The sequence below is a fragment of the Flavobacterium algoriphilum genome (genome assembly GCF_048158655.1).
GTDB lineage: Bacteria > Bacteroidota > Bacteroidia > Flavobacteriales > Flavobacteriaceae > Flavobacterium > Flavobacterium algoriphilum.
In genome coordinates this window covers 42268-63747 of sequence record NZ_JBLNKY010000008.1, presented here as the reverse complement: position 1 = coordinate 63747, position 21480 = coordinate 42268, and the positions used below count along the sequence as shown (strand labels likewise).

At 33.2% G+C, this 21480-nt stretch carries 22 protein-coding genes; 9 read left to right on the top strand and 13 right to left on the bottom strand.

The features are described from left to right. Positions 1-7 precede the first annotated feature (7 nt). The 4 genes from ACM55G_RS13380 to ACM55G_RS13365 all read left to right on the top strand — a co-directional run bounded on the left by ACM55G_RS13380 (position 8) and on the right by ACM55G_RS13365 (position 3664). Positions 8-1132 (top strand): SDR family oxidoreductase, encoded by a 1125-nt coding sequence (locus ACM55G_RS13380; protein WP_416844441.1) that lies wholly within the window; start codon positions 8-10, stop codon positions 1130-1132. Positions 1133-1243: 111 nt separating this feature from the next. Further along, the gene (locus ACM55G_RS13375) at positions 1244-2095 is read left to right on the top strand and encodes a substrate-binding domain-containing protein (protein WP_416844440.1); all 852 of its coding nucleotides are present in this window, start codon (positions 1244-1246) and stop codon (positions 2093-2095) included. 21 nt (positions 2096-2116) lie between these two features. Continuing rightward, on the top strand, positions 2117-3049 hold the full coding sequence (locus tag ACM55G_RS13370) for a transglutaminase (RefSeq protein WP_416844439.1): 933 nt from the start codon (positions 2117-2119) through the stop codon (positions 3047-3049). Between the two features lie 201 nt (positions 3050-3250). After that, entirely contained in the window at positions 3251-3664 is a 414-nt protein-coding gene (locus ACM55G_RS13365) for a thiol-disulfide oxidoreductase DCC family protein (RefSeq protein WP_416844438.1), read from the top strand. A gap of 139 nt (positions 3665-3803) precedes the next feature. On the opposite strand, the gene ettA is transcribed toward ACM55G_RS13365, so the two are convergent. From ettA to holA, 3 genes are read right to left on the bottom strand one after another with little or no spacing between them, the layout of a single operon-like run. Beyond that, positions 3804-5498 carry an energy-dependent translational throttle protein EttA gene (gene ettA, locus ACM55G_RS13360; protein ID WP_416844437.1) on the bottom strand — a complete coding sequence of 565 codons (1695 nt, stop codon included), beginning with the start codon at positions 5496-5498 and terminating at the stop codon, positions 3804-3806. 44 nt (positions 5499-5542) lie between these two features. After that, positions 5543-5725 (bottom strand): CAL67264 family membrane protein, encoded by a 183-nt coding sequence (locus tag ACM55G_RS13355; RefSeq protein WP_416844436.1) that lies wholly within the window; start codon positions 5723-5725, stop codon positions 5543-5545. Positions 5726-5785: 60 nt separating this feature from the next. Beyond that, positions 5786-6790, bottom strand: a complete 1005-nt coding sequence (holA, locus tag ACM55G_RS13350) for a DNA polymerase III subunit delta (protein ID WP_416844435.1) — start codon at positions 6788-6790, stop codon at positions 5786-5788. Positions 6791-6881: 91 nt separating this feature from the next. On the opposite strand from holA, the gene ACM55G_RS13345 reads away from it, so the two are divergent. The 3 genes from ACM55G_RS13345 to ACM55G_RS13335 all read left to right on the top strand — a co-directional run bounded on the left by ACM55G_RS13345 (position 6882) and on the right by ACM55G_RS13335 (position 9239). Further along, a complete protein-coding gene (locus ACM55G_RS13345; protein ID WP_416844434.1) occupies positions 6882-7331 on the top strand; it encodes a type I restriction enzyme HsdR N-terminal domain-containing protein in 450 nt (149 codons plus the stop codon). A 13-nt stretch (positions 7332-7344) separates the two neighbouring features. Beyond that, positions 7345-8331: a glycosyltransferase family 2 protein gene (locus ACM55G_RS13340; RefSeq protein WP_416844433.1), complete on the top strand. Its 987-nt coding sequence runs from the start codon at positions 7345-7347 to the stop codon at positions 8329-8331. Between the two features lie 74 nt (positions 8332-8405). Further along, a complete protein-coding gene (locus tag ACM55G_RS13335) occupies positions 8406-9239 on the top strand; it encodes an OmpA/MotB family protein (protein WP_416844432.1) in 834 nt (277 codons plus the stop codon). 133 nt (positions 9240-9372) lie between these two features. Here ACM55G_RS13335 and ACM55G_RS13330 read toward each other — a convergent pair whose 3' ends face one another. From ACM55G_RS13330 to ACM55G_RS13320, 3 genes are all read right to left on the bottom strand, one after another. Further along, positions 9373-9993, bottom strand: coding sequence for an L-threonylcarbamoyladenylate synthase (locus ACM55G_RS13330; protein ID WP_416844431.1), 621 nt, complete (start codon positions 9991-9993; stop codon positions 9373-9375). A 112-nt stretch (positions 9994-10105) separates the two neighbouring features. Continuing rightward, positions 10106-12442: an ATP-dependent helicase gene (locus ACM55G_RS13325; RefSeq protein WP_416844430.1), complete on the bottom strand. Its 2337-nt coding sequence runs from the start codon at positions 12440-12442 to the stop codon at positions 10106-10108. A gap of 118 nt (positions 12443-12560) precedes the next feature. Then, positions 12561-13328 (bottom strand): sulfite exporter TauE/SafE family protein, encoded by a 768-nt coding sequence (locus tag ACM55G_RS13320; RefSeq protein WP_416844429.1) that lies wholly within the window; start codon positions 13326-13328, stop codon positions 12561-12563. 132 nt (positions 13329-13460) lie between these two features. Here ACM55G_RS13320 and ACM55G_RS13315 point away from each other — a divergent pair, with 132 nt between their 5' ends. After that, on the top strand, positions 13461-13982 hold the full coding sequence (locus ACM55G_RS13315; protein WP_416844428.1) for a DUF7935 family protein: 522 nt from the start codon (positions 13461-13463) through the stop codon (positions 13980-13982). 157 nt (positions 13983-14139) lie between these two features. Here ACM55G_RS13315 and ACM55G_RS13310 read toward each other — a convergent pair whose 3' ends face one another. After that, entirely contained in the window at positions 14140-16203 is a 2064-nt protein-coding gene (locus tag ACM55G_RS13310) for a M1 family metallopeptidase (protein ID WP_416844427.1), read from the bottom strand. 126 nt (positions 16204-16329) lie between these two features. Further along, on the bottom strand, positions 16330-16587 hold the full coding sequence (locus ACM55G_RS13305) for a hypothetical protein (protein WP_416844426.1): 258 nt from the start codon (positions 16585-16587) through the stop codon (positions 16330-16332). Between the two features lie 180 nt (positions 16588-16767). On the opposite strand from ACM55G_RS13305, the gene ACM55G_RS13300 reads away from it, so the two are divergent. Further along, positions 16768-17505 (top strand): Dph6-related ATP pyrophosphatase, encoded by a 738-nt coding sequence (locus ACM55G_RS13300; protein ID WP_416844425.1) that lies wholly within the window; start codon positions 16768-16770, stop codon positions 17503-17505. Between the two features lie 65 nt (positions 17506-17570). Here the strand turns inward: ACM55G_RS13300 and ACM55G_RS13295 are convergent, their stop codons facing one another. From ACM55G_RS13295 to ACM55G_RS13275, 5 genes are all read right to left on the bottom strand, one after another. Then, positions 17571-19055 carry an aminopeptidase P N-terminal domain-containing protein gene (locus tag ACM55G_RS13295; protein ID WP_416844424.1) on the bottom strand — a complete coding sequence of 495 codons (1485 nt, stop codon included), beginning with the start codon at positions 19053-19055 and terminating at the stop codon, positions 17571-17573. A gap of 246 nt (positions 19056-19301) precedes the next feature. Next, positions 19302-19622 (bottom strand): hypothetical protein, encoded by a 321-nt coding sequence (locus tag ACM55G_RS13290; protein WP_416844423.1) that lies wholly within the window; start codon positions 19620-19622, stop codon positions 19302-19304. Positions 19623-19744: 122 nt separating this feature from the next. Further along, complete coding sequence (locus ACM55G_RS13285) at positions 19745-20290, bottom strand: DUF1697 domain-containing protein (protein ID WP_416844422.1); 546 nt, start codon at positions 20288-20290, stop codon at positions 19745-19747. 171 nt (positions 20291-20461) lie between these two features. Continuing rightward, on the bottom strand, positions 20462-20911 hold the full coding sequence (locus ACM55G_RS13280; protein ID WP_416844421.1) for a NanQ anomerase/TabA/YiaL family protein: 450 nt from the start codon (positions 20909-20911) through the stop codon (positions 20462-20464). Positions 20912-21029: 118 nt separating this feature from the next. Next, complete coding sequence (locus ACM55G_RS13275; RefSeq protein WP_416844420.1) at positions 21030-21473, bottom strand: DUF2059 domain-containing protein; 444 nt, start codon at positions 21471-21473, stop codon at positions 21030-21032. Positions 21474-21480 lie beyond the last annotated feature (7 nt).

Sequence of the window (21480 nt, the reverse complement as noted above, 5' to 3'; positions counted from 1 at the left end):
AACGATAATGAAAATAATACTTACAGGTGCTACAGGAGTTTTAGGTTCTCATATTATGTATGAAATTCTGGAACTTTTTATCAACAATAAAATTGACGGAAAACTTTTTCTTATAGCAAGAAATAAAGGAAAGAACTCCGCTTTAAATAGAATTAACGAACTCTTATCCAGTAGCTACACCCCTAAAATCATAAAAGAAAAAGGCGTAGAAAAACTACACGAATACATTGAAATAATCGATACGGATTTGGATGTAATTCAGAATACTTTTTCAAGTAAAATAAAAGATGCTTATTTCATCCATTCGGCTGGATTCGTTAATTTATCTACAGATGAAGAACAACGCGATAAAATTTTTGATGAAAATACTAAAATCACAAAATCACTTTTTAATATATTTCATCCCTTTATAAAAAAATTCATATATATAGGAACCGCTTTTTCATCAGGAATTAGAAAAGGGTTAATTGCTAATGATTTTCATAGTTTAAGTTTCAAACCAGAGCACCGAAATGCGTATGAAAATGCAAAATTTCACTCGGAAAACTTTATAGCCCAAGAATGTAAAAAAATAGGTTTACCATTCCAAATTCTGCGTCCAAGTGTGATTGGAGGTAAAATGTTAGGAACCGAAAATCAATATTTCATCCCAAAATACATGGTTTTTTATCTTTTGGCAAAATTCTTTCACTTTACTTCCCAACGAAAAGGCGAACAAGAAAATGTCCGTTTTATTATCAATAAAGAAACAGTTTTAAACATTATTCCTGTCGATTATGTGGCAAAAGTAATTGTAAATACCTTCGAAAGAGACGATATTGAACAGCTTAACATTGTAAATACTAAAAGTTTCAATATGGTAAATGGATTGCAGTTGATTATGAAGGAAGTGGGTTACACTAATTTCACTTTAATCCAAAATCCGTTAGATTTCAAATACAAAAATACTATAGAAAAATTGTATTATGAAAGCATTGGAAAGCATTTAAACCCTTATTTCACAACAGCTGCCAACGAATACGATACCACTTTATTGAACTCCATTCTGGAAGTACCAAAACTGGACCCAGAAGCGTTTACTAATATGATTCGTTACGCGAGATTGAATAATTTCAAAGATATTAATGTGTAATTTTAGGAGCTAACTCCTGCTGTGCACTATAATCTATTGCGCCGAACCCCGGCACAATAGGATTTCCGTTTCATCTGGGCTACTTAAAACGATTAACGATAAAAATAAAAAATGACAACAATAAAAATAGCTGGAGTTCCAGAACATTTTAATCTTCCTTGGCATTTAAGCATTGAAAACGGAGATTTCGAAAAAGAAAATATCGATTTACAATGGACTGATGTTCCTGAAGGAACAGGAAAAATGTGTCAAATGCTTCGTGATGGAGAAACTGATATTGCCGTAATCCTAACCGAAGGAATTGTCAAAGATATTGTTGCCGGAAATCCAAGTAAAATTGTTCAGGTTTATGTAGAAAGTCCATTAATTTGGGGGATTCACGTAGCTGCAAACTCCAATTTTAAAACGCTAGCAGATTTACAAAACACCAAAGTGGCTATTTCCAGATTGGGTTCCGGTTCGCAATTAATGGCGTACGTCAATGCGGATAATCAAGGTTGGAAAACAGATAATCTTCAGTTCGAAATCGTAAATACAATTGACGGCGCCGTTGAAGCTTTAACTATCGGAACTGCCGATTATTTTATGTGGGAACGGTTCATGACAAAACCACTTGTCGACAAAGGAATTTTTCGCAGAGTTGCTGATTGCCCAACACCTTGGCCATGTTTTGTAATTGGCGTTCGGGATGAAATTTTGGAAAAACAACCCGATATTATTTCTAATATTTTAAAAATCATCAATCAAACTACAATTGAATTTAAAGACATTCCCAGTATTGACAAAACTTTAGCCTCAAATTACAGTCAAAAAATAGAAGATATAGAGGAATGGTTGTCAATAACTCAATGGTCGCAAAAACCATTGTTAGAAAAAATGTTAAACAAAGTTCAAAATCAACTATTACAACTTAAAATTATCGATAAAAAAGGTACTTTTGAGGATATTGTAAAAACAGTCTAGATTGCTGTTTTTATTTTTACTATGATAAAAATAAAAGAAATTAATTTTCAAGGTATGAAACAGAAATTTCAGGTCAAAAAACCCTGGGATGATGTTATAATTTTTGTTTTGAACATATTGGTTGCTATTCCCGTTTTTATAATTGTACATCAAAATTTAATTAATCCAAATTGGTTTCTGAATATCGACAGAGTCGTTTTATTTCTATTAATAATTGTTGTTATTCAAATCATTCTGCGATTCTTAAGAACGATTATTCTCTTTTGTATCATCTTGTATTTATTAATTTTGATTTATGGTTCAACTATTGGAAACTATGGTTTTAACAGCGTTTTTGAAGATTATAATTCAATGATGTATTCCATGTCTGACAATCCATATCCACAAGATATAATCATTGCCAAACTACTTCCGTTTCCTAATAAATCAAAAATCATTAATGCTATTGAGTACCAAAATCCAAAAATTAGAAATTTTGCGATTATGGCTACTTCTAAATATTTCAAAAACTTAAAAGGATATTCAGACTACAGAACCATCATTCAATGTTTTGCAGTATTTAAAGAAATAAATCACCGATGGAATTATGTGAGTGATCCAAAAGAAGGCGATTATATTGCAACTGCCAGTGAATCATTGCTATACTTTTCAGGAGATTGTGATGATCATTCTATTTTAATGGCAGCGAGTATAAAATCGATTGGTGGAACTCCAAGATTAATTCATACAAAGGGTCATATTTATCCCGAAATATTAATTGGTTCCCTCATTGATTTAGAAAAAGTAAATTTTCTAATTAAAAATATTCTGTTTACAACTGAAAGTAATGAAAAACAACTTCATTATCACATAGATGAGCGAGGGCAAGTTTGGTTAAACCTTGATTATACTGCAACATATCCCGGAGGCCCCTTTTTATCCGAAGAAATCCTGGGCGCATTAACATTGGATTAATCACTAAAAAAATAGGTACCGTATAAATTCTAAAAAAGGGTAATAGGTGCGTGATACAATAGCATTGAGAGAAGCAATTAAAAGTGGGCTCAAGAGAGCAAAAAATACTTTAATTCGTTCTAAGAACCCAACTTGGAAATATTTATTTGAAGAATCAAAAATAGAATGACGAATTAACTTTCGCAAAAATAAAACAAGAAAATGCTGAACCTTCCTAAAGAAAAAAAAATTATCCTGTTTGATGGTGTTTGTAATCTCTGCGATTCGGCGGTACAATTCATCATTAAACAGGACAAAAAAGATATTTTTAGGTTTGTGGCACTTCAATCTGATTTAGGTCAAGAAATCATTAAATACATTGGAATTGATGCTAAAAACATTGAGAGTGTAATTATCTACCAGCCCGGAATCGCTTATTACTACAAATCGGAAGCCGTATTAGAAATTGCTAAAAGTTTAGGCGGGATTTATTATTTTGGCACTTTATTTTCTATTTTTCCTACTTCATTTAATAATCGCATTTATGATCATATCGCCAAAAATCGATACAAATGGTATGGCAAAAAAGAAAGTTGCATGGTGCCAACTCCTGAATTAAAAGCTAAGTTTTTGTAAAGCTAATTTTCTAACGGGAACAAATGCAATAGCCCTGATAGCAACGGAAATCCTTTATTCAGGAAACACCTCCTAAAAACATAAAAAAAAGCCTCAAATTACAATAGAATTTGAGGCTTTTTGATTATTTGAAATAGAATTAACTTCTGATTAATTTTTTGTATTTCAATCGTTTCGGAGTTAAATCACCACCCAAACGTTTCTTCTTATTCTCTTCGTATTCAGAGAAACCGCCTTCAAAATAATACACTTCAGAGTTTCCTTCGAAAGCTAGAATGTGTGTGCAAATTCTGTCTAAGAACCACCTATCGTGCGAAATAACTACCGCACAACCTGCAAAATTTTCCAACCCTTCTTCTAATGCACGAAGCGTATTAATGTCCAAATCATTGGTAGGTTCATCCAGTAAAAGAACGTTTCCTTCTTCTTTCAAAGTCATGGCAAGATGCAAACGGTTACGTTCTCCACCTGAAAGTGTTGATACTTTTTTGTTTTGATCGCTTCCTCCAAAATTAAATCGGCTTAAATAAGCTCTGGAATTCACCTGTCTTCCACCCATCATAATCAATTCCTGCCCATCACAAAAGTTTTCCCAAATTGATTTATCAGGATTAATATTAGAGTGTGCTTGATCGACATATGCGATTTTCACTGTTTCTCCAATGGCAAACTCCCCTGCATCAGGTTTTTCTTCACCCATAATCATTCTGAAAATCGTTGATTTACCAGCTCCGTTTGGCCCAATAATCCCAACGATACCAGCTTGAGGCAATGTGAAATTCAAATTGTCATATAGTAATTTATCACCATAGGCTTTTGCAACACCTTTAGCTTCAATTACATTGGTTCCTAAACGGGGTCCGTTTGGAATATAGATTTCTAGATTTTCATCTAATGCTTTTTGATCTTCATTTAGCAGTTTATCGTAATTCTGTAAACGTGCTTTTTGTTTTGTTTGACGGCCTTTAGCTCCTTGACGAACCCAGTCCAACTCCCGTTCTAAGTTTTTTCTACGTTTAGAAGCTACTTTTTCTTCTAACGCCATTCTGCTAGATTTTTGATCTAACCAAGAAGAGTAGTTTCCTTTCCAAGGAATTCCTTCTCCTCTGTCTAACTCTAAAATCCAACCTGCAACATTATCCAAGAAATATCTATCGTGCGTTACCGCAATAACAGTTCCGGCGTATTGTGCTAAATGTTGTTCCAACCAAAGAACACTTTCAGCATCCAAGTGATTCGTAGGCTCATCCAAAAGCAAAACGTCAGGTTGTTGTAACAACAAACGACATAAAGCCACACGGCGACGTTCACCACCAGAAAGATTTTTAATTGGAGTATCAGCATCAGGAGTACGTAACGCATCCATCGCTATTTCTAATTTAGTATCAATTTCCCAAGCTCCAAGCGCATCAATTTTGTCTTGTAATAACGCCTGACGGTCCATCAATTTTTCCATTTTATCGGCATCTTCGTAAACTTCTGGAAGACCAAAGCTATCGTTGATTTTATTGAATTCGTCTAATACTGCCATTGTTTCAGCAACTCCTTCTCTTACAATTTCAATAACCGTTTTACTATCATCTAAAACAGGTTCTTGTTCTAAATAACCAACCGTATACCCGGGTGCAAAGACTACATCTCCTTGGTAGTTTTTATCAACACCTGCGATAATTTTTAATAAAGAAGATTTTCCTGAGCCATTTAAACCCAAAATACCAATTTTAGCTCCGTAGAAGAAACTTAAATAAATATTTTTTAACACCTGCTTATCACTGCTTGAATACGTTTTACTCAATTTTGACATTGAGAATATTACTTTCTTATCGTCTGCCATTTTTTTTTAATTTAAAATTTAAAATTCAACATTTAAAATAACTATTAAAGTCTGCCCTTAAGCGAACTAAAAACCCAGCCATTAGCCAAAAAGCCAACCCCTACGGCCGCAAATCCCCAACCGGCTACATCATCATATCTGAAAGCGCCTAAAGCTATAAGCAACAAACCCATTATAATCATTATTAAAGTAGCCCAACCTAAAATAGTATTTTTATTCATTCCCATATTTAGGTAAATTATATTTATGCCGAAGTTTCGGAGTGCAAATATCGGTTATTTTAGTCGCTAATTAAATATTTTATAAAGCATTTCTCTTAATAAATCCGATTGTGACAATGCATTAGCACCAACACCTTTACTTTTTACATCAATATCTCTTAAAGCCCCAATAATTTGACTGACTTTTTTCATTGGATAATTCTTCAATGCCACATCATATTCTTTCAAAAAGAACGGATTAACACCTAATACTGCCGCAACATTTTTAGGATTTCTGTCTTTCAATCCGTGGTATTTCAGCAATTGAATAAAAAAACCAAACACCAAACTCGTTGTCACCACCATGGGATTGTCTTTAGGATTTTGGGCAAAATTTTCGGCAATGGTATACGCTTTTAATTGATTGCGTTCTCCAAGTGCTTTTCGCAATTCAAATACATTAAAATCTTTACTGAAACCGATATTTTCCTCAATATGCTTTGGAGTTATTGTACTTCCTTCAGGCAGGATAATTTGTAGCTTTTCGAGTTCATTATTAATTTTGCTTAAATCCGTTCCTAAAAATTCCACTAGCATGGCATTTGCTTTAGGTTCAATCGAATATTTTTTCCCTGCTAAAACGCGTTTAATCCACTCGCCTACTTGGTTTTCATATAATTTTTTACTCTCGTAGACGACACCATGTTTTGCTAGTAATTTAGTCAGTTTTTTACGTTTATCCAACGTTTTATATTTGTAACAAAAAACTAAAACTGTTGATGCCATTGGGTTTTCTGCATAACTTTCCAATTTATCAATCGTCCGAATCAAATCTTGCGCTTCTTTTACAATCACAACTTGACGTTCTGCCATCATTGGATACCGTTTTGCGGTTGAAACAATATCTTCGATTGAAACATCTCTTCCATATAAAACGGTTTGATTAAAGCCTTTTTCCTCTTCGGTTAATACTTTTCCTTCAATATAATCGGATAATTTGTCAATATAATAAGGTTCTTCTCCCATCAAAAAATAGATGGGTTTAATGTTGCCGCTTTTTATATCATTTACAATTTTTACAACCTCGTCCATTTTTTTGTGTTTAAAGTTTGAAGTTAAAAGTTTATGGCTTCGAATGAAATTTTAAACTTTAAATTTTAAACTTATTTAATACTTTTGCTTTATGCAAAAACTAAATTTTCAACTTTATAACTTTCGGTTCAAAAATAGCGAAAATAAAGTCTCCATTTTTGATGAAATAAGGAAAAAATTTATCATTCTCACTCCGGAAGAATGGGTGCGTCAACATGTAGTTCAGTTTTTATTGGAAGAAAAAAAATATCCTAAATCATTGATAAATGTAGAAAAAGTTCTAAAAGTCAATGGTTTGCGAAAAAGATACGATGTTGTCGTTTTCAATCCTGATGGTTCTATTTTCATTTTAATCGAATGTAAAGCTCCTGAAATAAAAATTGCACAAGCGACTTTCGACCAAATTGCCCGTTATAATATGACGATGAAAGCCCATTTTTTGATGGTGACTAATGGATTGAATCATTACTTTTGCCAAATGGATTTTGAAAATGAAAAATATCAGTTCTTACCTGAATTACCAATGTATAAAATCCAATAATTAAATACTTTAAATGAAAATAGCTGTTGTCATACTCAATTGGAACGGAGTACAATTATTAGAACAATTTTTACCTTCGGTACTGCAATATTCACCCGAAGCTACCATATATATTGCGGACAATGCTTCAACAGATGATTCCATTTCATTTGTATTGGCTAATTTTCCTTCTATTAAAATTGTAAAAAACAATACAAATTTAGGTTTTGCCGGCGGTTATAATGAAGCATTGAAACATATTGATGCCGAAATTTATGCTTTAGTCAATTCCGACGTTGAAGTTACTAAAAATTGGCTGCAGCCTATCCTTAAAACTTTCGAAAATGAACCAGAAACAGCCATTATCCAACCTAAATTATTAGATTTTAAACGTAAAGAATACTTTGAATATGCTGGTGCTGCGGGAGGATTTATAGACCAGTATGGTTATCCGTATTGCCGAGGGCGCATTTTTGATACTTTAGAAAAAGATAACGGACAATACAATGATAATTGTGAGATATTTTGGGCTTCTGGAGCTTGTTTTTTTATTCGAAGTTCGGTTTACAAGAGATTAAAAGGTTTTGATGCCGATTTTTTTGCTCATCAGGAAGAAATTGATTTATGCTGGCGTGCAACAAATAAAGGATTTAAAATAAAATACAATTCAGAATCGGTTGTTTACCATGTTGGTGGAGCCACTTTGGAGCAAGGAAATCCAAAAAAAACGTATTTGAATTTTAGAAACTCTTTATTAATGTTGACTAAAAATTTACCTAAAGATAAATTGTATTGGATTCTATTTTGCAGAATGATTCTGGACGGAGTTGCCGGATTTCATTTTCTTTCTAAAGGAAAATTCAATCATTTTTTAGCGATACTAAAAGCCCATAGTTCTTTTTACCAATTATTTTCAAGTAATTTAAAAAAAAGAAACAAATTTCAAATCGAAAAACACTACAACACAAAAAGTATCGTTTATTCTTATTACATTAACAATGGCAAGGTTTTTGTTAAATAATTTTAACAATAATTTATGTATAATTTCTAACTTTTAAAAACTAAATTTACAAATCAAATCTTTAAAAAAAAATTATGAGAAAAATAGTAATTGCACTATCAGTATTGGCTGTTTTAACTTCTTGTGTTTCTAAAAAGAAATACACCGATTTAGAAGCCCGAAACAAAGAAACCCAAGATTTATTGAATTCTGCTACTGTAAAATTAAATTCTTGCTTAGAAGAAAAAGCGGGACTTTCTGCAACTGTAGCCGGTTTAAAAGAACACAATCAAACACTGATCAATACGTCTAAAGACATGACGGTATTGACCACTAAAGGGGCTGAAAATATTGAGAAAGCTTTAGAATCTATCAAAGAAAAAGATTTGAAAATCAGTAGAATGCAAGATGCATTAACTAAAAAAGACAGTGTTACACTTGCTGTAGTTACTAGTTTAAAAAGTGCAGTTGGAATTTCTGATCCAGATATCGAAATAAATGTTGAAAAAGGAGTCGTATTTATCTCTATTGCAGACAAATTGCTGTTTAAAACTGGAAGTTATGATGTAACAGACAGAGCAAAAAGTGTTTTAGCTAAAGTAGCTAAAGTGGTAAATGACAAACCGGATTTTGAATGTATGGTTGAAGGTCATACCGATAGCGTTCCTTACAACGGTTCAGGTATATTACTTGACAACTGGGATTTAAGTGTGAAACGTTCTACTTCTATAATTCGTGTATTGACTAATCAATTAGGAGTTAAACCAGAACAATTAATTGCTGCGGGAAGAAGTTCTTATGTTCCTTTAGTTGCTAATGATTCAGCTGAAAATAGAGCTCGTAACAGAAGAACTCGTATCGTTGTATTGCCTAAAATCGATCAATTTTATGAAATGATTGAAAAAGAAATGAAAAAACAACAAAAATAAAAAGTATTAATTGAATAGTAATTAGTGTTCAACTTACATACAATTAGAAAACGTCTCGAGCAATCGAGGCGTTTTTTTATTTAAATTTATAGGGAAATGTTTCACATTCTTAATCTGAAATCTAAACACTCGTTTACAAAATATCCAAACTTCCTTTTCCTACCCTTAACACAATAGGTTCATCTCCGGACAAATCAATAATGGTAGATCCCATGTTATCACCATAACCACCATCAATAACCAAATCAACCAGGTTTTGCCATTTCTCAAAAATGAGCTCAGGATCTGTAGTGTACTCTATCACATCATCGTCATCGTGGATTGAAGTGGAAACAATTGGATTGCCTAATTGACGAACAATTTCGAGTGCAATCGCATTATCAGGAACCCTAATACCAACAGTCGTTTTCTTTTTGAACTCTTTAGGTAAATTATTATTTCCCGGTAGAATAAAAGTATATGGTCCGGGCAAAGCTCTTTTTAATAATTTAAAAGTAGCGGTATCAATTTGCTTTACATAATCCGACAAATTGCTCAAATCGTGACAAACAAAGGAAAAATTAGCTTTATCCAGCTTAATTCCTTTTATCTTAGCAATGCGTTCCAGTGCTTTAGTATTCGTAATATCACATCCTAATCCGTAAACGGTATCCGTTGGATAAATTACTAAACCGCCATCTTTTAAAACCTTAACTACTTTAGCAATCGCCGCTTCATTTGGTTTGTCTGCGTATATTTTTATAAATTGAGCCATGAGATTGAAGATTTGATTAACGATTTTTTGATTTCCTGATTTAAAATTTTAGACCTCTAGTTCTAGATTACTCCAACTTTCATTGAATACTGAAAAACTGACGATTTGAATACTATCCTATAATATCCAATTTTGCAAATCGCAACAATAATTTCTTTATTCCGCCTACTTCAAATTTTATTTCGGCTTTTTTATCAGCTCCCACTCCTTCTAAGTTGACAACTTGTCCTTTTCCAAAGCGCTCGTGCATAACCATATTTCCAGCAACCAATTTGTTGTCAAATAAATTCGCAGTGCCAGAAGAAGTATTACCTGCAGCCACTGGTTTTAGTTTCCGAATATTTACATCCGATTTGGGTTCATTTTCGGTAACATGTTTTGGAGGAGTACTACCTATGGGTTTTGCCAGACGCAATTTGGATTTATCTACATCTCCAAAAATATCACTGTCAATCATTGGTTTATAACGGTAATTATTTTCGGGCGGTGTCATATATTCTAAATACTGACTGTCGATTTCCTCAATAAAACGCGAAGGTTCACTATCGGTCAATTTTCCCCATCGATAACGCGATTGTGCGTACGTCAAATAGGCTTGATGTTCCGCTCTAGTCAAAGCCACATAAAATAAGCGACGTTCTTCTTCCAGTTCGCTTCTTGTACTCATACTCATCGCACTCGGAAATAAATCTTCTTCCATTCCTACTACAAAAACTTGAGGAAATTCCAATCCTTTGGCTAAGTGAATCGTCATCAAGGCCACACGATCTTCGTCACTGGTATCTTTATCTAAATCCGTTGCCAAAGCCACATCCTCCATAAACTCAGATAATGCACCTCGAGCGCCGTCAACTTCTTTTTGACCTTCAGTGAAATCCTTGATACCGTTTAATAGTTCCTCAATATTCTGAATTTTAGCCATTCCTTCCGGAGTAGCATCTTTCTTTAATTCTTGAACTAACCCCGTTTTCTTGGCAACGTGATCAGCGAGATAAAAAGCATCTTGGTTTTCATTTATGGCTTGAAAACTTTGAACCATAGTCACAAAGTCAAGTAATTTTTGTTTTGTTCCTGAATTCAGTTTTAAGTCTATTTTTTCGATATTTTGCATCACTTCAAATATCGAACGCTTGTAGTGATTGGCGGCAATGGTTAACTTCTCGATAGTAGTATTCCCAATTCCACGAGCCGGATAATTGATAACTCGAACCAAAGCTTCCTCATCTTTTGGATTGATAACCAATCGCAAATAACACAATACATCCTTTACTTCTTTCCTTTGATAAAACGAAAGCCCTCCATAAATTCTATACGGAATATCTCTTTTCCGCAACGCATCTTCCATAGCACGAGATTGTGCATTGGTACGATATAAAATAGCAAAAGCGCCATTAGGCAACTGGTTTTGCATTTTTTGCTCCCAAATGGTACTGGCTACAAATCGGCCTTCCTCGTTATCGGTTAAACTGCGGTGTACTTTTATTTTTGGACCAAAATCATTAGCAGTCCAAACTATTTTATCCAGTTTGACTTTGTTTTTATCAATGATGGTGTTGGCCGCTTCTACAATATTTTTTGTCGAACGATAATTTTGTTCCAATCGAAATGTTTTCACCCCTTCATAATCTTTCTGGAAATTCAGGATATTATTGATGTTTGCTCCACGAAACGCATAGATACTTTGTGCATCATCCCCTACTACACAGATATTCTGAAATTTATCAGACAAAGCTCTAACAATCAAGTACTGAGAGTGATTTGTATCTTGGTACTCATCTACCAATATGTAACGGAAACGGTTTTGATATTTAGCCAAAACTTCCGGGAAACGAGTCAATAACTCATTAGTTTTCAATAGTAAATCATCAAAATCCATTGCTCCTGCTTTGAAGCATCGATCAACATAATTTTGATAAATTTCTCCCATTCGAGGTTTTTTAGACATGGCATCGGCTTCTTGCAAATCAAGATCATTGAAATACGCTTTTACCGTAATCAAACTATTTTTGAAATTCGAAATTCTGCTTAAAACCTGTTTAGGTTTGTACACATCTCTGTCCAATTGCATTTCCTTGATAATTCCAGAAATGGCACGAAGTGAATCTTGGGAATCATAAATAGTAAAATTCGAAGGATAGCCCAAATGTTCGGCTTCTGAACGAAGAATTCGAGCAAAAACCGAGTGAAAAGTTCCCATCCAAAGATTTTTAGCTTCTCCAGCACCTACAATATCAGAGATACGCTTTTTCATTTCTCGAGCTGCTTTGTTGGTAAAAGTGAGAGACAAAATACTAAACGGATCTACTCCCTGATTCATCAAATAAGCAATTCTTATGGTCAACACCCGCGTTTTACCAGAACCTGCTCCTGCAATAATTATCATAGGACCGTCTTTTTGTAAAACGGGTTCGCGTTGCGCTTCGTTAAGTTGATCGATATATTTGTGCATGGAAATTTTAAATTATATTATGCAAAAATAGCGATTTTGAATGAGGTTTTCAGTACCAAAAAACAACAATTGGCTAATTCATTTTGCTACTCATTTTAATAAGATATTCTTGTATTTATTATCTCAAAAACACATCGTAGGCAAATCGGATTAATGTCCCGATTACAACAACCAAAAAGAAAATCCGAATAAAACTATTTCCTTTGTTGATGGCGAGTTTTGCTCCAATCCATCCGCCAAAAGCATTACTGGCAGCCATTGGTATAGCTATTGCCCAAATAATTTTGCCTTTCAAAATAAACAGGCAAATGGAACCAAAGTTAGTTGACAGATTTACCATCTTAGCATTTGCGGAAGCGTGCAAAAAATCAAACCCCATGATAGCGATAAACGCAACGACTAAAAAACTACCCGTTCCTGGACCAATAAATCCATCATACAAACCCACTATAAAACTGATTGCAATCGCATTTAAGATTTGTGTTCGAGGAGCAGGAGTCTTTTCAATATGTTGCCCAAAATTCTTTTTTGCATAGGTATAAACCACTAAAAATGAAAGAACAACCAATAAAAATGGCTTCATGAAATCATTACTCACATACGTCAATAATGTTGAACCTAAAAATGCCGAAGGAAAAGCCAACAACATCATGATTCCTAGCAATTTCCAGTTCATATCCACTTTTTTAAGATATTGATAGGCTGCAAAAGAAGTACCGCTAAAAGCAGGAACTTTTAAGGTTCCAATAACTGTTGAAACCGGCAAACTTGGCAATAGAATCAATCCCATAGGCGTTTGTATCAGTCCGCCACCGCCTACAATAGCATCTATAAATCCTGCAGCAAAAGCGGCTAAACAAAGTAAAACCAATACGTACGTTTCCATTCTAATAATTTATTTGAATATTCTGGGCTATAAGTGGTAAAAATACTATTCGCATTGATTTATTGCTAATAAAATCAAGTTGATTTATAATCAAAAAAGTATATTTTTGCTTCTATAAACCGAACAAAGAAAATGGAATCAATACCAATTATAGAATTACTAAGTTATACTTTACCGGCAGTTGTTACAGGGGTTGTAGCCTATTATTTTTTCGATCTACATACCAAAAACGAGGAAAGAAGACGCCGTTATTTACTAAACAAAGAAGCCCAAAAAAACGCTTTACCCTTGCGTTTACAAGCTTTTGAGCGCATGACGCTGTATATGGAACGTATCAATCCTACCAAATTATTGATTCGAATTACTCCTCTTTCACAGGATAAAAATGATTATGAAAATCTTATAATTGAACAAATCGAGCAGGAATTTGAACACAATTTGACACAACAAATATACATGTCAGATGAATGTTGGACTATTATTGTGACAGCCAAAAATGCTACCATTCAAATGATTCGTAGAGCAAATAGGAGCGATCGTGTGGATAGTGCTGATAAATTGTGCGAAGTGCTTTTGAATGATTTAATGGAAAAACAATCTCCAAGTAATGCGGCTTTAGCGTATATCAAAAACGAAGTGGGGCAATTGTGGTAGAATATTGATACTCTCCATTTTATTTTACTCCAACAAAATTCAATAATAAAACAATTTCTTAAATGGGCTTATATTCCTTACATGGTTAATATTTATAACGATGTAAGGAATATAAGTTCATTTAGTTAAAGATTCTACGTTTAATTAATATAAACCGTTATTCTTTCAATAATCGATTCAATTGAAATTGTTCGCTTTCATTTAAATTAGGTAGAATTCTTTCGAAAGAAGCTCTCATTGTCGCATTCTTTAATAATTTTCGGGTATTGTCTCTTCCAAATTTCGAAAATTGCCACATATGATGTGTTGTCGCTTTTACCAAATTTTTCAATACTTCATCATTGATTATATTAAAATTAAGCAGTTTCTCTAAAGCATCTTGACGAATGGTTGCTTCATAATCAGAAGATGAATAATTAATCAATTCATCTACCAATTGCTCTTTATTTATTGGATAGTTAGGTGTTGATAAAGCCAAAGACAACCATAAAGTTCGCAGATTATAATCACTAAAACCAATCCATTCTTTTGACTTATTCAAATATTGAGTGCGTTGTTCCGGAAAATTGTTCCATAAATTATACAATGCTATTTCTTGTGTCTGATAAGATTTATCGTCGAGTAAAGTTTCGTATTGCACTCTAAAACTTTCCGGAATTTCATTTAGTGTTGCCGCAACGGTTTGACGAACTTGTCTGTTTTTGGTTTCCAAAGCTAAATTTAAAAGTGCTACTTTATCGTCAAATTTTTCTAATTTCAATTGATTGACAATTGCTTCTTTTACAGAAAAATAAACATCCGATTGTATTGTTTTCCTAAAAAAAACTTCTTTCTCAGACAAGGGATTATTTCTTAATTTTTCTACTTGAAACAATACCTGAATTGATTTATTTTTATTCAATAAAACATTGGACTCTATTGTATTAAATACACTTGATTCAAGCCAAACTTTATTAAAAATATGTAAGTCATAATCCGATACTTTTTTAATTTCAGCAAAGAAATCGGGTGTGTTTACGGTTTGAAATGAATGTTTTTTCAAATAACATTTTACCGCTTTTTTAAAAGCCTTATCTCCTATTGCCTCGTGCAAAACAAAAAGTGCCCAAGCGCCTTTTTGATAGAAAGTCAACGAACTCGCTTTGGCGTTCAAAACAGGAATAGTATCGGTTCTGGAAGCAAACTTCAATTGTTGTGCTGATTCATATAATTTGGAATAAAAATAATCTTCGCCATAAATTTCCTTCTCAGCCAGTAAAGCATAATAGGTTGCAAAACCTTCCTGAAGCCAATGATGCTTGCTACTTTCGGCAGTGACTAAATTCCCAAACCATTGATGTGCCAATTCATGTGCATTGACATTCGTATAGCTTCGATCTTCAAAACCTGTATCATCTACCACATATCGTGTGGAGAATAAAGTTGCTGAAGTATTTTCCATTCCTGCGTATAAAAATTCTCGAACGGGAGCTTGCTTATAAATTCCCCAAGGATACTTTACCCCTATTTCCTTTTCAAAAAAATCAAATAGTTGTTTAGAATAGCGGTATGTCGGTTCAAATTTAGATTTGTCTTTGGGTTCATAATACATTTCTAAAGGAATTCCCGAGTTTGATTGCTGTGTTTGTTTTTCAAATTTCCCAATGGCAAGCATTAATAAATAAGAACTCATTGGTTTTTGCATGTTGAATCTCCAATACGTCATCGAATTATTATTTACTTTACTTTTTAAAATTCCATTAGAAATGACTTGGTACTTTGAATCAACAACGACTTCCAAACTAAAAATAACTTTCTCATTGACATCATCAAAACTTGGAAACCAATTACTGGTGTTTTTTCCTTGTCCCTGTGTCCAGATTTGCACATTATCATTCTCTTCAGAACCAAGAAAATACAATGCTTGTTTTGGCTTGGCAACATAATTAAAACTAATATTATTTGTTCCTTTTTTGAAAGAGGAAATCAATAGAATTTGTTTACCATTACTGGTAAATTGAATTTGTTTCTGATTCAATTCTACCTCAGTAAAAGCCATGTTTTGCGCATCGATTTTAATGGTATCTGTAGGTTTCAAAACATCAAACCAATAACTAACTGCTCCTCTCACCGATTTATCTTCTGGATTAATTGTTATTTGTCCACGAACTGATTTAAAATCAACAAATTGAGTTTGTTGGGCGAATGTAACAGTACATATTAAGAGGAAAAGATATTTCATTCTATTTTGGATTTATGGAATCTGTATTCCAATTTTTAGGATTATTTTTTATATAATTATTTATTTTATCGAATGAATTGTAATTGCGCAGAATATGATCGTGCTAATTTGGCTGCCAAACGGTATTTATAATTGGTCGATCCTGTTCTTTGTTAGAGACGCACTGCAGTGCGTCTCTACATCGTGCATCTCAACGGATGACGAAACAATTTCAATCAACAAATGAATATGATTGGGCATAATAACCCAATTATGAAAAAACCAACGTTCTCTTATTGCTATTGATCTCAACAATTCCGTTTCAACAATTTTTCCGTTATCGTTTATTATCCTAATGTCATCATCAATAGTTCCAAAAATACATTCTCTATTTTGAGTAACCAACGTAATGAAATAGATTGCTTCACTGGAATAATCCCAATTTTCAATCTATTAGATTCAGTTTGATATTTATTTTTAAATAGTGCATATATATGATTGATGTGATTTTCAAAGTTACAAAGGTTTACCAAACTAATAGCCCAAATTTTGTAAGTTTACCCCAAAAACCTCAAGAAAACCATATTGAAAAAGAAAGCCTTATTTAATTGGAGCAGCGGAAAAGATTCTGCGCTTGCATTATACAAAACGTTACAAAATTCAGAATTCGAAATTAGCTGTTTGCTTACCAGCGTAAATCAACAATTCCAACGTATTTCCATGCATGGTGTTCGAGTAGAATTATTGGAACAGCAAGCAAAAAGTATTGGATTGCCGCTTGAAATAATGCAAATTCCCGAAATGCCTTCAATGGAAATCTATGAAAAAGTCATGCAGGAAACATTGACAAAACTAAAAGACCAAGGGGTTACACATTCTATTTTTGGAGATATATTTCTGGAAGATTTACGAAAATACCGGGATGAAAAATTAACCGAAATAGGTTTGGAAGGCGTTTTTCCGCTTTGGAAAATTCCAACTCAAGATTTGATTCAAGAATTTATTAGTTTAGGATTTAAAACGATTGTAGTTTGCGTCAACGAACGTTTTTTAGATAAAAGCTTAGTAGGTCGCATTATCGACCAGGATTTCATCAACGATTTACCTGAAAACGTAGATGTTTGCGGAGAAAACGGCGAATTCCACACGTTTACTTTTGATGGGCCTATATTCTCAAAACCCATAGATTTTGAAATTGGCGAAGTTGTTTACAGAAAATACGAAAAACCAAAAGAGGAAGATTCCTCGGATACCGCTTGCGACACGAGTGCTTCCTATGCATTTGATTTTGGGTTTTGGTATTGCGATTTAATTCCTAAATAATTTTTAATAAAAAACTCCGAAGTCAGATGACAGCGGAGTTTCTGGTGGAATAATCTAAAAAAAATCTAATCTAATTTTGGTAAATTATAATTATCTAAAACACTTTTTTCTTTCATAAGCGCTTCAATTTCATTTGACCTCCTGGGTGCTTCTGCAGATAAATTAACTGGACCATTAGCAGTAATTAAAATATCGTCTTCGATTCGTACGGCAATTCCCCACCATTTTTTATCACAATCGCTTCCATTGGGAATGTAAATTCCGGGTTCTACTGTCACCACCATATTTCCCTCAAAATTATTGTATAAACCTGGATCATGAACATCGAGACCAATGTGATGCGAAGTCCCATGCGGAAAATATTTTCTAGATTCATCTGCTGTTTTAGTAATTCCTAATTTTATTAGACCATCGCTAATTATTTTGCGTGCCGCAACATCCGGAGCACTAAAGCTATTGCCTGTTTTTGCAGTAGCAATCCCTGCTTCTTGGGCATTATAGACTAAATCATAAATTAGTTTTTGCTCTGTAGAGAATTTTCCGTTGGCAGGAATAGTTCGGGTAACATCAGCACTGTAACCGTGATATTCAGCACCTAAATCCATTAAAACCAAATCATTTTCCACTTTCATTTTGGTGTTTTCAATATAATGCAATACGCAACCATTATTGCCGGCTCCCACGATTGACGGATAGCCCTGAAACTCACTCCCGTACTTTTTATACACAAATTCATGTATACCTTGTATTTCGGTTTCAGACATTCCGGGATGCATGGCTTTCATGATTTCACGTTGTCCCATTACCGAAATTCGAACCGCTTTGGTAAGCAAAACCATTTCTTCTTTCGATTTTTTCTCCCGCAGACCCGCCATATAAGTTATAATCGATTTAGTATCTATATTCGCTTTTTTTGCAATAATGCTTTTATTAGGATTAATTTCATTTTGCAAATTAGAATCGGCTTGCTTTTCTATTTTTACATCATATCCAATTTGAGTTTTAAAAGCTTCAGCCAATTTATACAAATCGGCTTTGTCACGTTTTGAATTTCTGGTGTCATTTTCAAATTCTTTAAAGAGCACATTGTTAAAACTCATATAATCAATTCCAGAATTAACAAACTCTTTTCCATTTAAAGCTATCTCAAAACCCAAATCCTTTTTAGCACCTTCCGTTCCCAAACGTACTCCAGTCCACTGCTCTGCTTTTGGATTTTTTTCCTGTACATAAAGCATTTCGCTATACGTTTTTCCGTCCTTATCCGTTTGATCATTCGAAAAAATAACCAAAACACAATTGGGTTCTTTGTATCCCGTTAAGTAATAAAAATCAGGATCTTGATGGTAGACATAATCAACATCATTAGCTCGGTTCCGAACAGGACTTCCAAAAAATACCACAACGCTATTATTGGGCATTTTTTTACGCAAAGCCTCTCTTCGTTCTTTGTGAAATTCAGCCGACAAGTAATCGTTTGGATTTCCATTTTGAGCTATCGCAGAACAAACAAATAATACAGTGAGGATAAAAGAAAGTTTAAAAGTCATCTATTTATAGGTTAGGAATTTAAATACTAGTAACGCTTGCACATTTTCAATTGGAAGTAAATATAAAAAATCTGTGTTTATTATATAACTTTTCAGCGTAGAATTGCTTTATAATTTTAGTCTTAACAATAGAAAAAGAGCACACAAAAGTTAAATAAACTTCGATTTTTTTTTTAAGTGCCACATAATCCTAGAATTAACCCTAATCAAATGGTATGAAATAATGTTGCAAGCTGCATTTATAATTTACTTTTTGTATTCTAATCCGGGACCATCACAGCTCTTCCAAGTATTTGACAAGGTATTGTTCTCGGCAACATAAAGCACCTCTTTTAGATTTCCATAACAGTTTCCTATAATCTCGCTGTCATTGGGATATGTCAATTTTAAATAAATTCCGTCTGAATGAGTTGTAGCAATAAAGGTTCCAGAAATGGTTGTTTTAATCGCACCTCTGTCTCTCGATTTTGTAAATGTCCCATTAGTATTGAACATATAAAATTCATGCCACTCCATTGCCGCACCCGTAGTTTCAGAATTAGCCATAGAACCAGACATTTGTTTCATGTGCCCGTTTTTTTACAGATACTATGAAGATAATTAGAATTACAAAAGGTTGTGCCAAATTATAATTATTTTTTTAATACTAAAAAATAAGTTTATTTGTAACTATTTTTTTTAGCATCTTTTTATCTTTCCTGATACATTTTCAACAACTGCGTCACGGTATTCCAGTTCCTAATAGTTGCGGTCACATTCAGTTTTTTCTCGATGTATTTTTGATCAAATCGTGTCTTTCCGGCTCCAACAGCATATTTAATAAAAATTCTACTTCCATCAATACTGGCTTCATCGGGTTTGAATTGGCTAATTTTCAAATCATTAATGCTGGTGCTTTGCAACGCTGTAGAAATAAACGCCACATATAATTTTTTGATGTCAATATCTTTTTCTTTCAAAAACGGATTATTCTTAAGACAAGCTTCTAAATCAGCGGAACTAATAACTACAATAGGCACTTCATGGCCAAAAACTTTAAAAATTTCCTGTTTGATTTGAAATCCTACTTTGGAGGCATTTTCCTCTTCTGTATCCACAAAAACATTTCCGGATTGTATATAGGTCACTACATTTTGAAAACCGATGGCTTCCAAAGTCGTTTTCAAAGCCTCCATTTTTATCATGTTGTGACCGGAAACATTGATACCACGAAGTAATGCGAGATGAGTTGTCATTTATATGCTTTTTATATTTTGCGAAGATATTGTGTTTGCAGCAGAATTCGAAATTTAATTAATTGGGATTATATATAAAAAAATAACCTCGCTCAAGAAGACTTAAACGAGGTTATTTTAATAGTTAATAATGTAGCACAATGTTCCCATTTTTAGCAATGAATAAGTTGTTTATGAAATTTGCACCTTAATAACAACTTTTTTTACTTTAGAAACTTGATCCGCTTTTACACAAGGCTTATGAAGATCATCCGGAAAAAAAATGGTAAACATTCCTTCTTCTACTCTAATTAAAGAAATTTCCCCTTCATAGAAAGAATAATCTTTTTCATCATCAGTAAGTATCATTTTTTGATTGTTTTTAGTCGTAACCCCCATCAATTCAATACCTTTTATAATATATTGAATGTCGATATACTTAGTATGGCCTTCTAAGTTACAATCTTTAACTTCCTTGGTATCATATTCCTGAACAATTGCAAAAATGGTATCATTGTCAATTTGATATTTCCCAGAACCTAATTCGACTAAATCAGTGTTGTTAATAAAATCAAATCCTTTAGCGATTCTTTCGCTCAGATTCTCATAAAGTTTATAATTTTCAATTTTATCAAGTATCATTTTTAATTTTTAATTATCATCCAAATCTATTCAACTTCCTTAAATATTGGGTGCTAAAGTAAGAACGCTTTTTCAGGTTACTACTCGTTATTGAACAACGATTCGATGACTGTGAAAATTACTCTTTTTTGACAAACCCCTTTTCCTTAAGATTGTTATAAACTTTTTCTCCAATATCCTTTCCCCAAGTTTGTCCAGCTTGCATCGATTCTTTAAGTACTAAAGGCATTATTGATATTAATTTCTTCCCTAAAGAGGTCTGATAAAATTCAGTTAATTGCTTTATTTCCGATTCAGTATAATATTTATCATAAATTGGAATAATCAAATTTATTAAAGCATCAGAATTCATCTCTTTTAAAAAATTATCCCAAAATTCTGCCGGCACATTAGGGTAGTTTTTTTTGAAACTAATAATCATACTTTCTCCAACTTGAACACTTAATTTTCCTGAGCCTGTTAACACAAGAAGGTTTTTAATATTTTCTGTTTTTGATATAGATTGTGAAAATCCGCTTGTAAGAAGCCCACATAAAAAGAGTGTAATTGAAAATCGTTTCATTTAATTT

Bases quoted from the DNA above. Each gene is read 5' to 3' on its own strand.
- ACM55G_RS13290 (WP_416844423.1), bottom strand. From the start codon at position 19,622: ATGAAACAAATGTCTGGTTCTATGGCTAATTCTGAAACTACGGGTGCG.
- ACM55G_RS13320 (WP_416844429.1), bottom strand. From the start codon at position 13,328: ATGGAAACGTACGTATTGGTTTTACTTTGTTTAGCCGCTTTTGCTGCA.
- ACM55G_RS13310 (WP_416844427.1), bottom strand. From the start codon at position 16,203: ATGAAATATCTTTTCCTCTTAATATGTACTGTTACATTCGCCCAACAA.
- ACM55G_RS13295 (WP_416844424.1), bottom strand. From the start codon at position 19,055: ATGACTTTTAAACTTTCTTTTATCCTCACTGTATTATTTGTTTGTTCT.
- ACM55G_RS13370 (WP_416844439.1), top strand. From the start codon at position 2,117: ATGATAAAAATAAAAGAAATTAATTTTCAAGGTATGAAACAGAAATTT.
- ACM55G_RS13365 (WP_416844438.1), top strand. From the start codon at position 3,251: ATGCTGAACCTTCCTAAAGAAAAAAAAATTATCCTGTTTGATGGTGTT.
- ACM55G_RS13375 (WP_416844440.1), top strand. From the start codon at position 1,244: ATGACAACAATAAAAATAGCTGGAGTTCCAGAACATTTTAATCTTCCT.
- ACM55G_RS13335 (WP_416844432.1), top strand. From the start codon at position 8,406: ATGAGAAAAATAGTAATTGCACTATCAGTATTGGCTGTTTTAACTTCT.
- ettA (WP_416844437.1), bottom strand. From the start codon at position 5,498: ATGGCAGACGATAAGAAAGTAATATTCTCAATGTCAAAATTGAGTAAA.
- ACM55G_RS13340 (WP_416844433.1), top strand. From the start codon at position 7,345: ATGAAAATAGCTGTTGTCATACTCAATTGGAACGGAGTACAATTATTA.
- ACM55G_RS13285 (WP_416844422.1), bottom strand. From the start codon at position 20,290: ATGACAACTCATCTCGCATTACTTCGTGGTATCAATGTTTCCGGTCAC.
- ACM55G_RS13355 (WP_416844436.1), bottom strand. From the start codon at position 5,725: ATGGGAATGAATAAAAATACTATTTTAGGTTGGGCTACTTTAATAATG.
- ACM55G_RS13325 (WP_416844430.1), bottom strand. From the start codon at position 12,442: ATGCACAAATATATCGATCAACTTAACGAAGCGCAACGCGAACCCGTT.
- ACM55G_RS13280 (WP_416844421.1), bottom strand. From the start codon at position 20,911: ATGATACTTGATAAAATTGAAAATTATAAACTTTATGAGAATCTGAGC.
- holA (WP_416844435.1), bottom strand. From the start codon at position 6,790: ATGGACGAGGTTGTAAAAATTGTAAATGATATAAAAAGCGGCAACATT.
- ACM55G_RS13380 (WP_416844441.1), top strand. From the start codon at position 8: ATGAAAATAATACTTACAGGTGCTACAGGAGTTTTAGGTTCTCATATT.
- ACM55G_RS13315 (WP_416844428.1), top strand. From the start codon at position 13,461: ATGGAATCAATACCAATTATAGAATTACTAAGTTATACTTTACCGGCA.
- ACM55G_RS13345 (WP_416844434.1), top strand. From the start codon at position 6,882: ATGCAAAAACTAAATTTTCAACTTTATAACTTTCGGTTCAAAAATAGC.
- ACM55G_RS13275 (WP_416844420.1), bottom strand. From the start codon at position 21,473: ATGAAACGATTTTCAATTACACTCTTTTTATGTGGGCTTCTTACAAGC.
- ACM55G_RS13330 (WP_416844431.1), bottom strand. From the start codon at position 9,993: ATGGCTCAATTTATAAAAATATACGCAGACAAACCAAATGAAGCGGCG.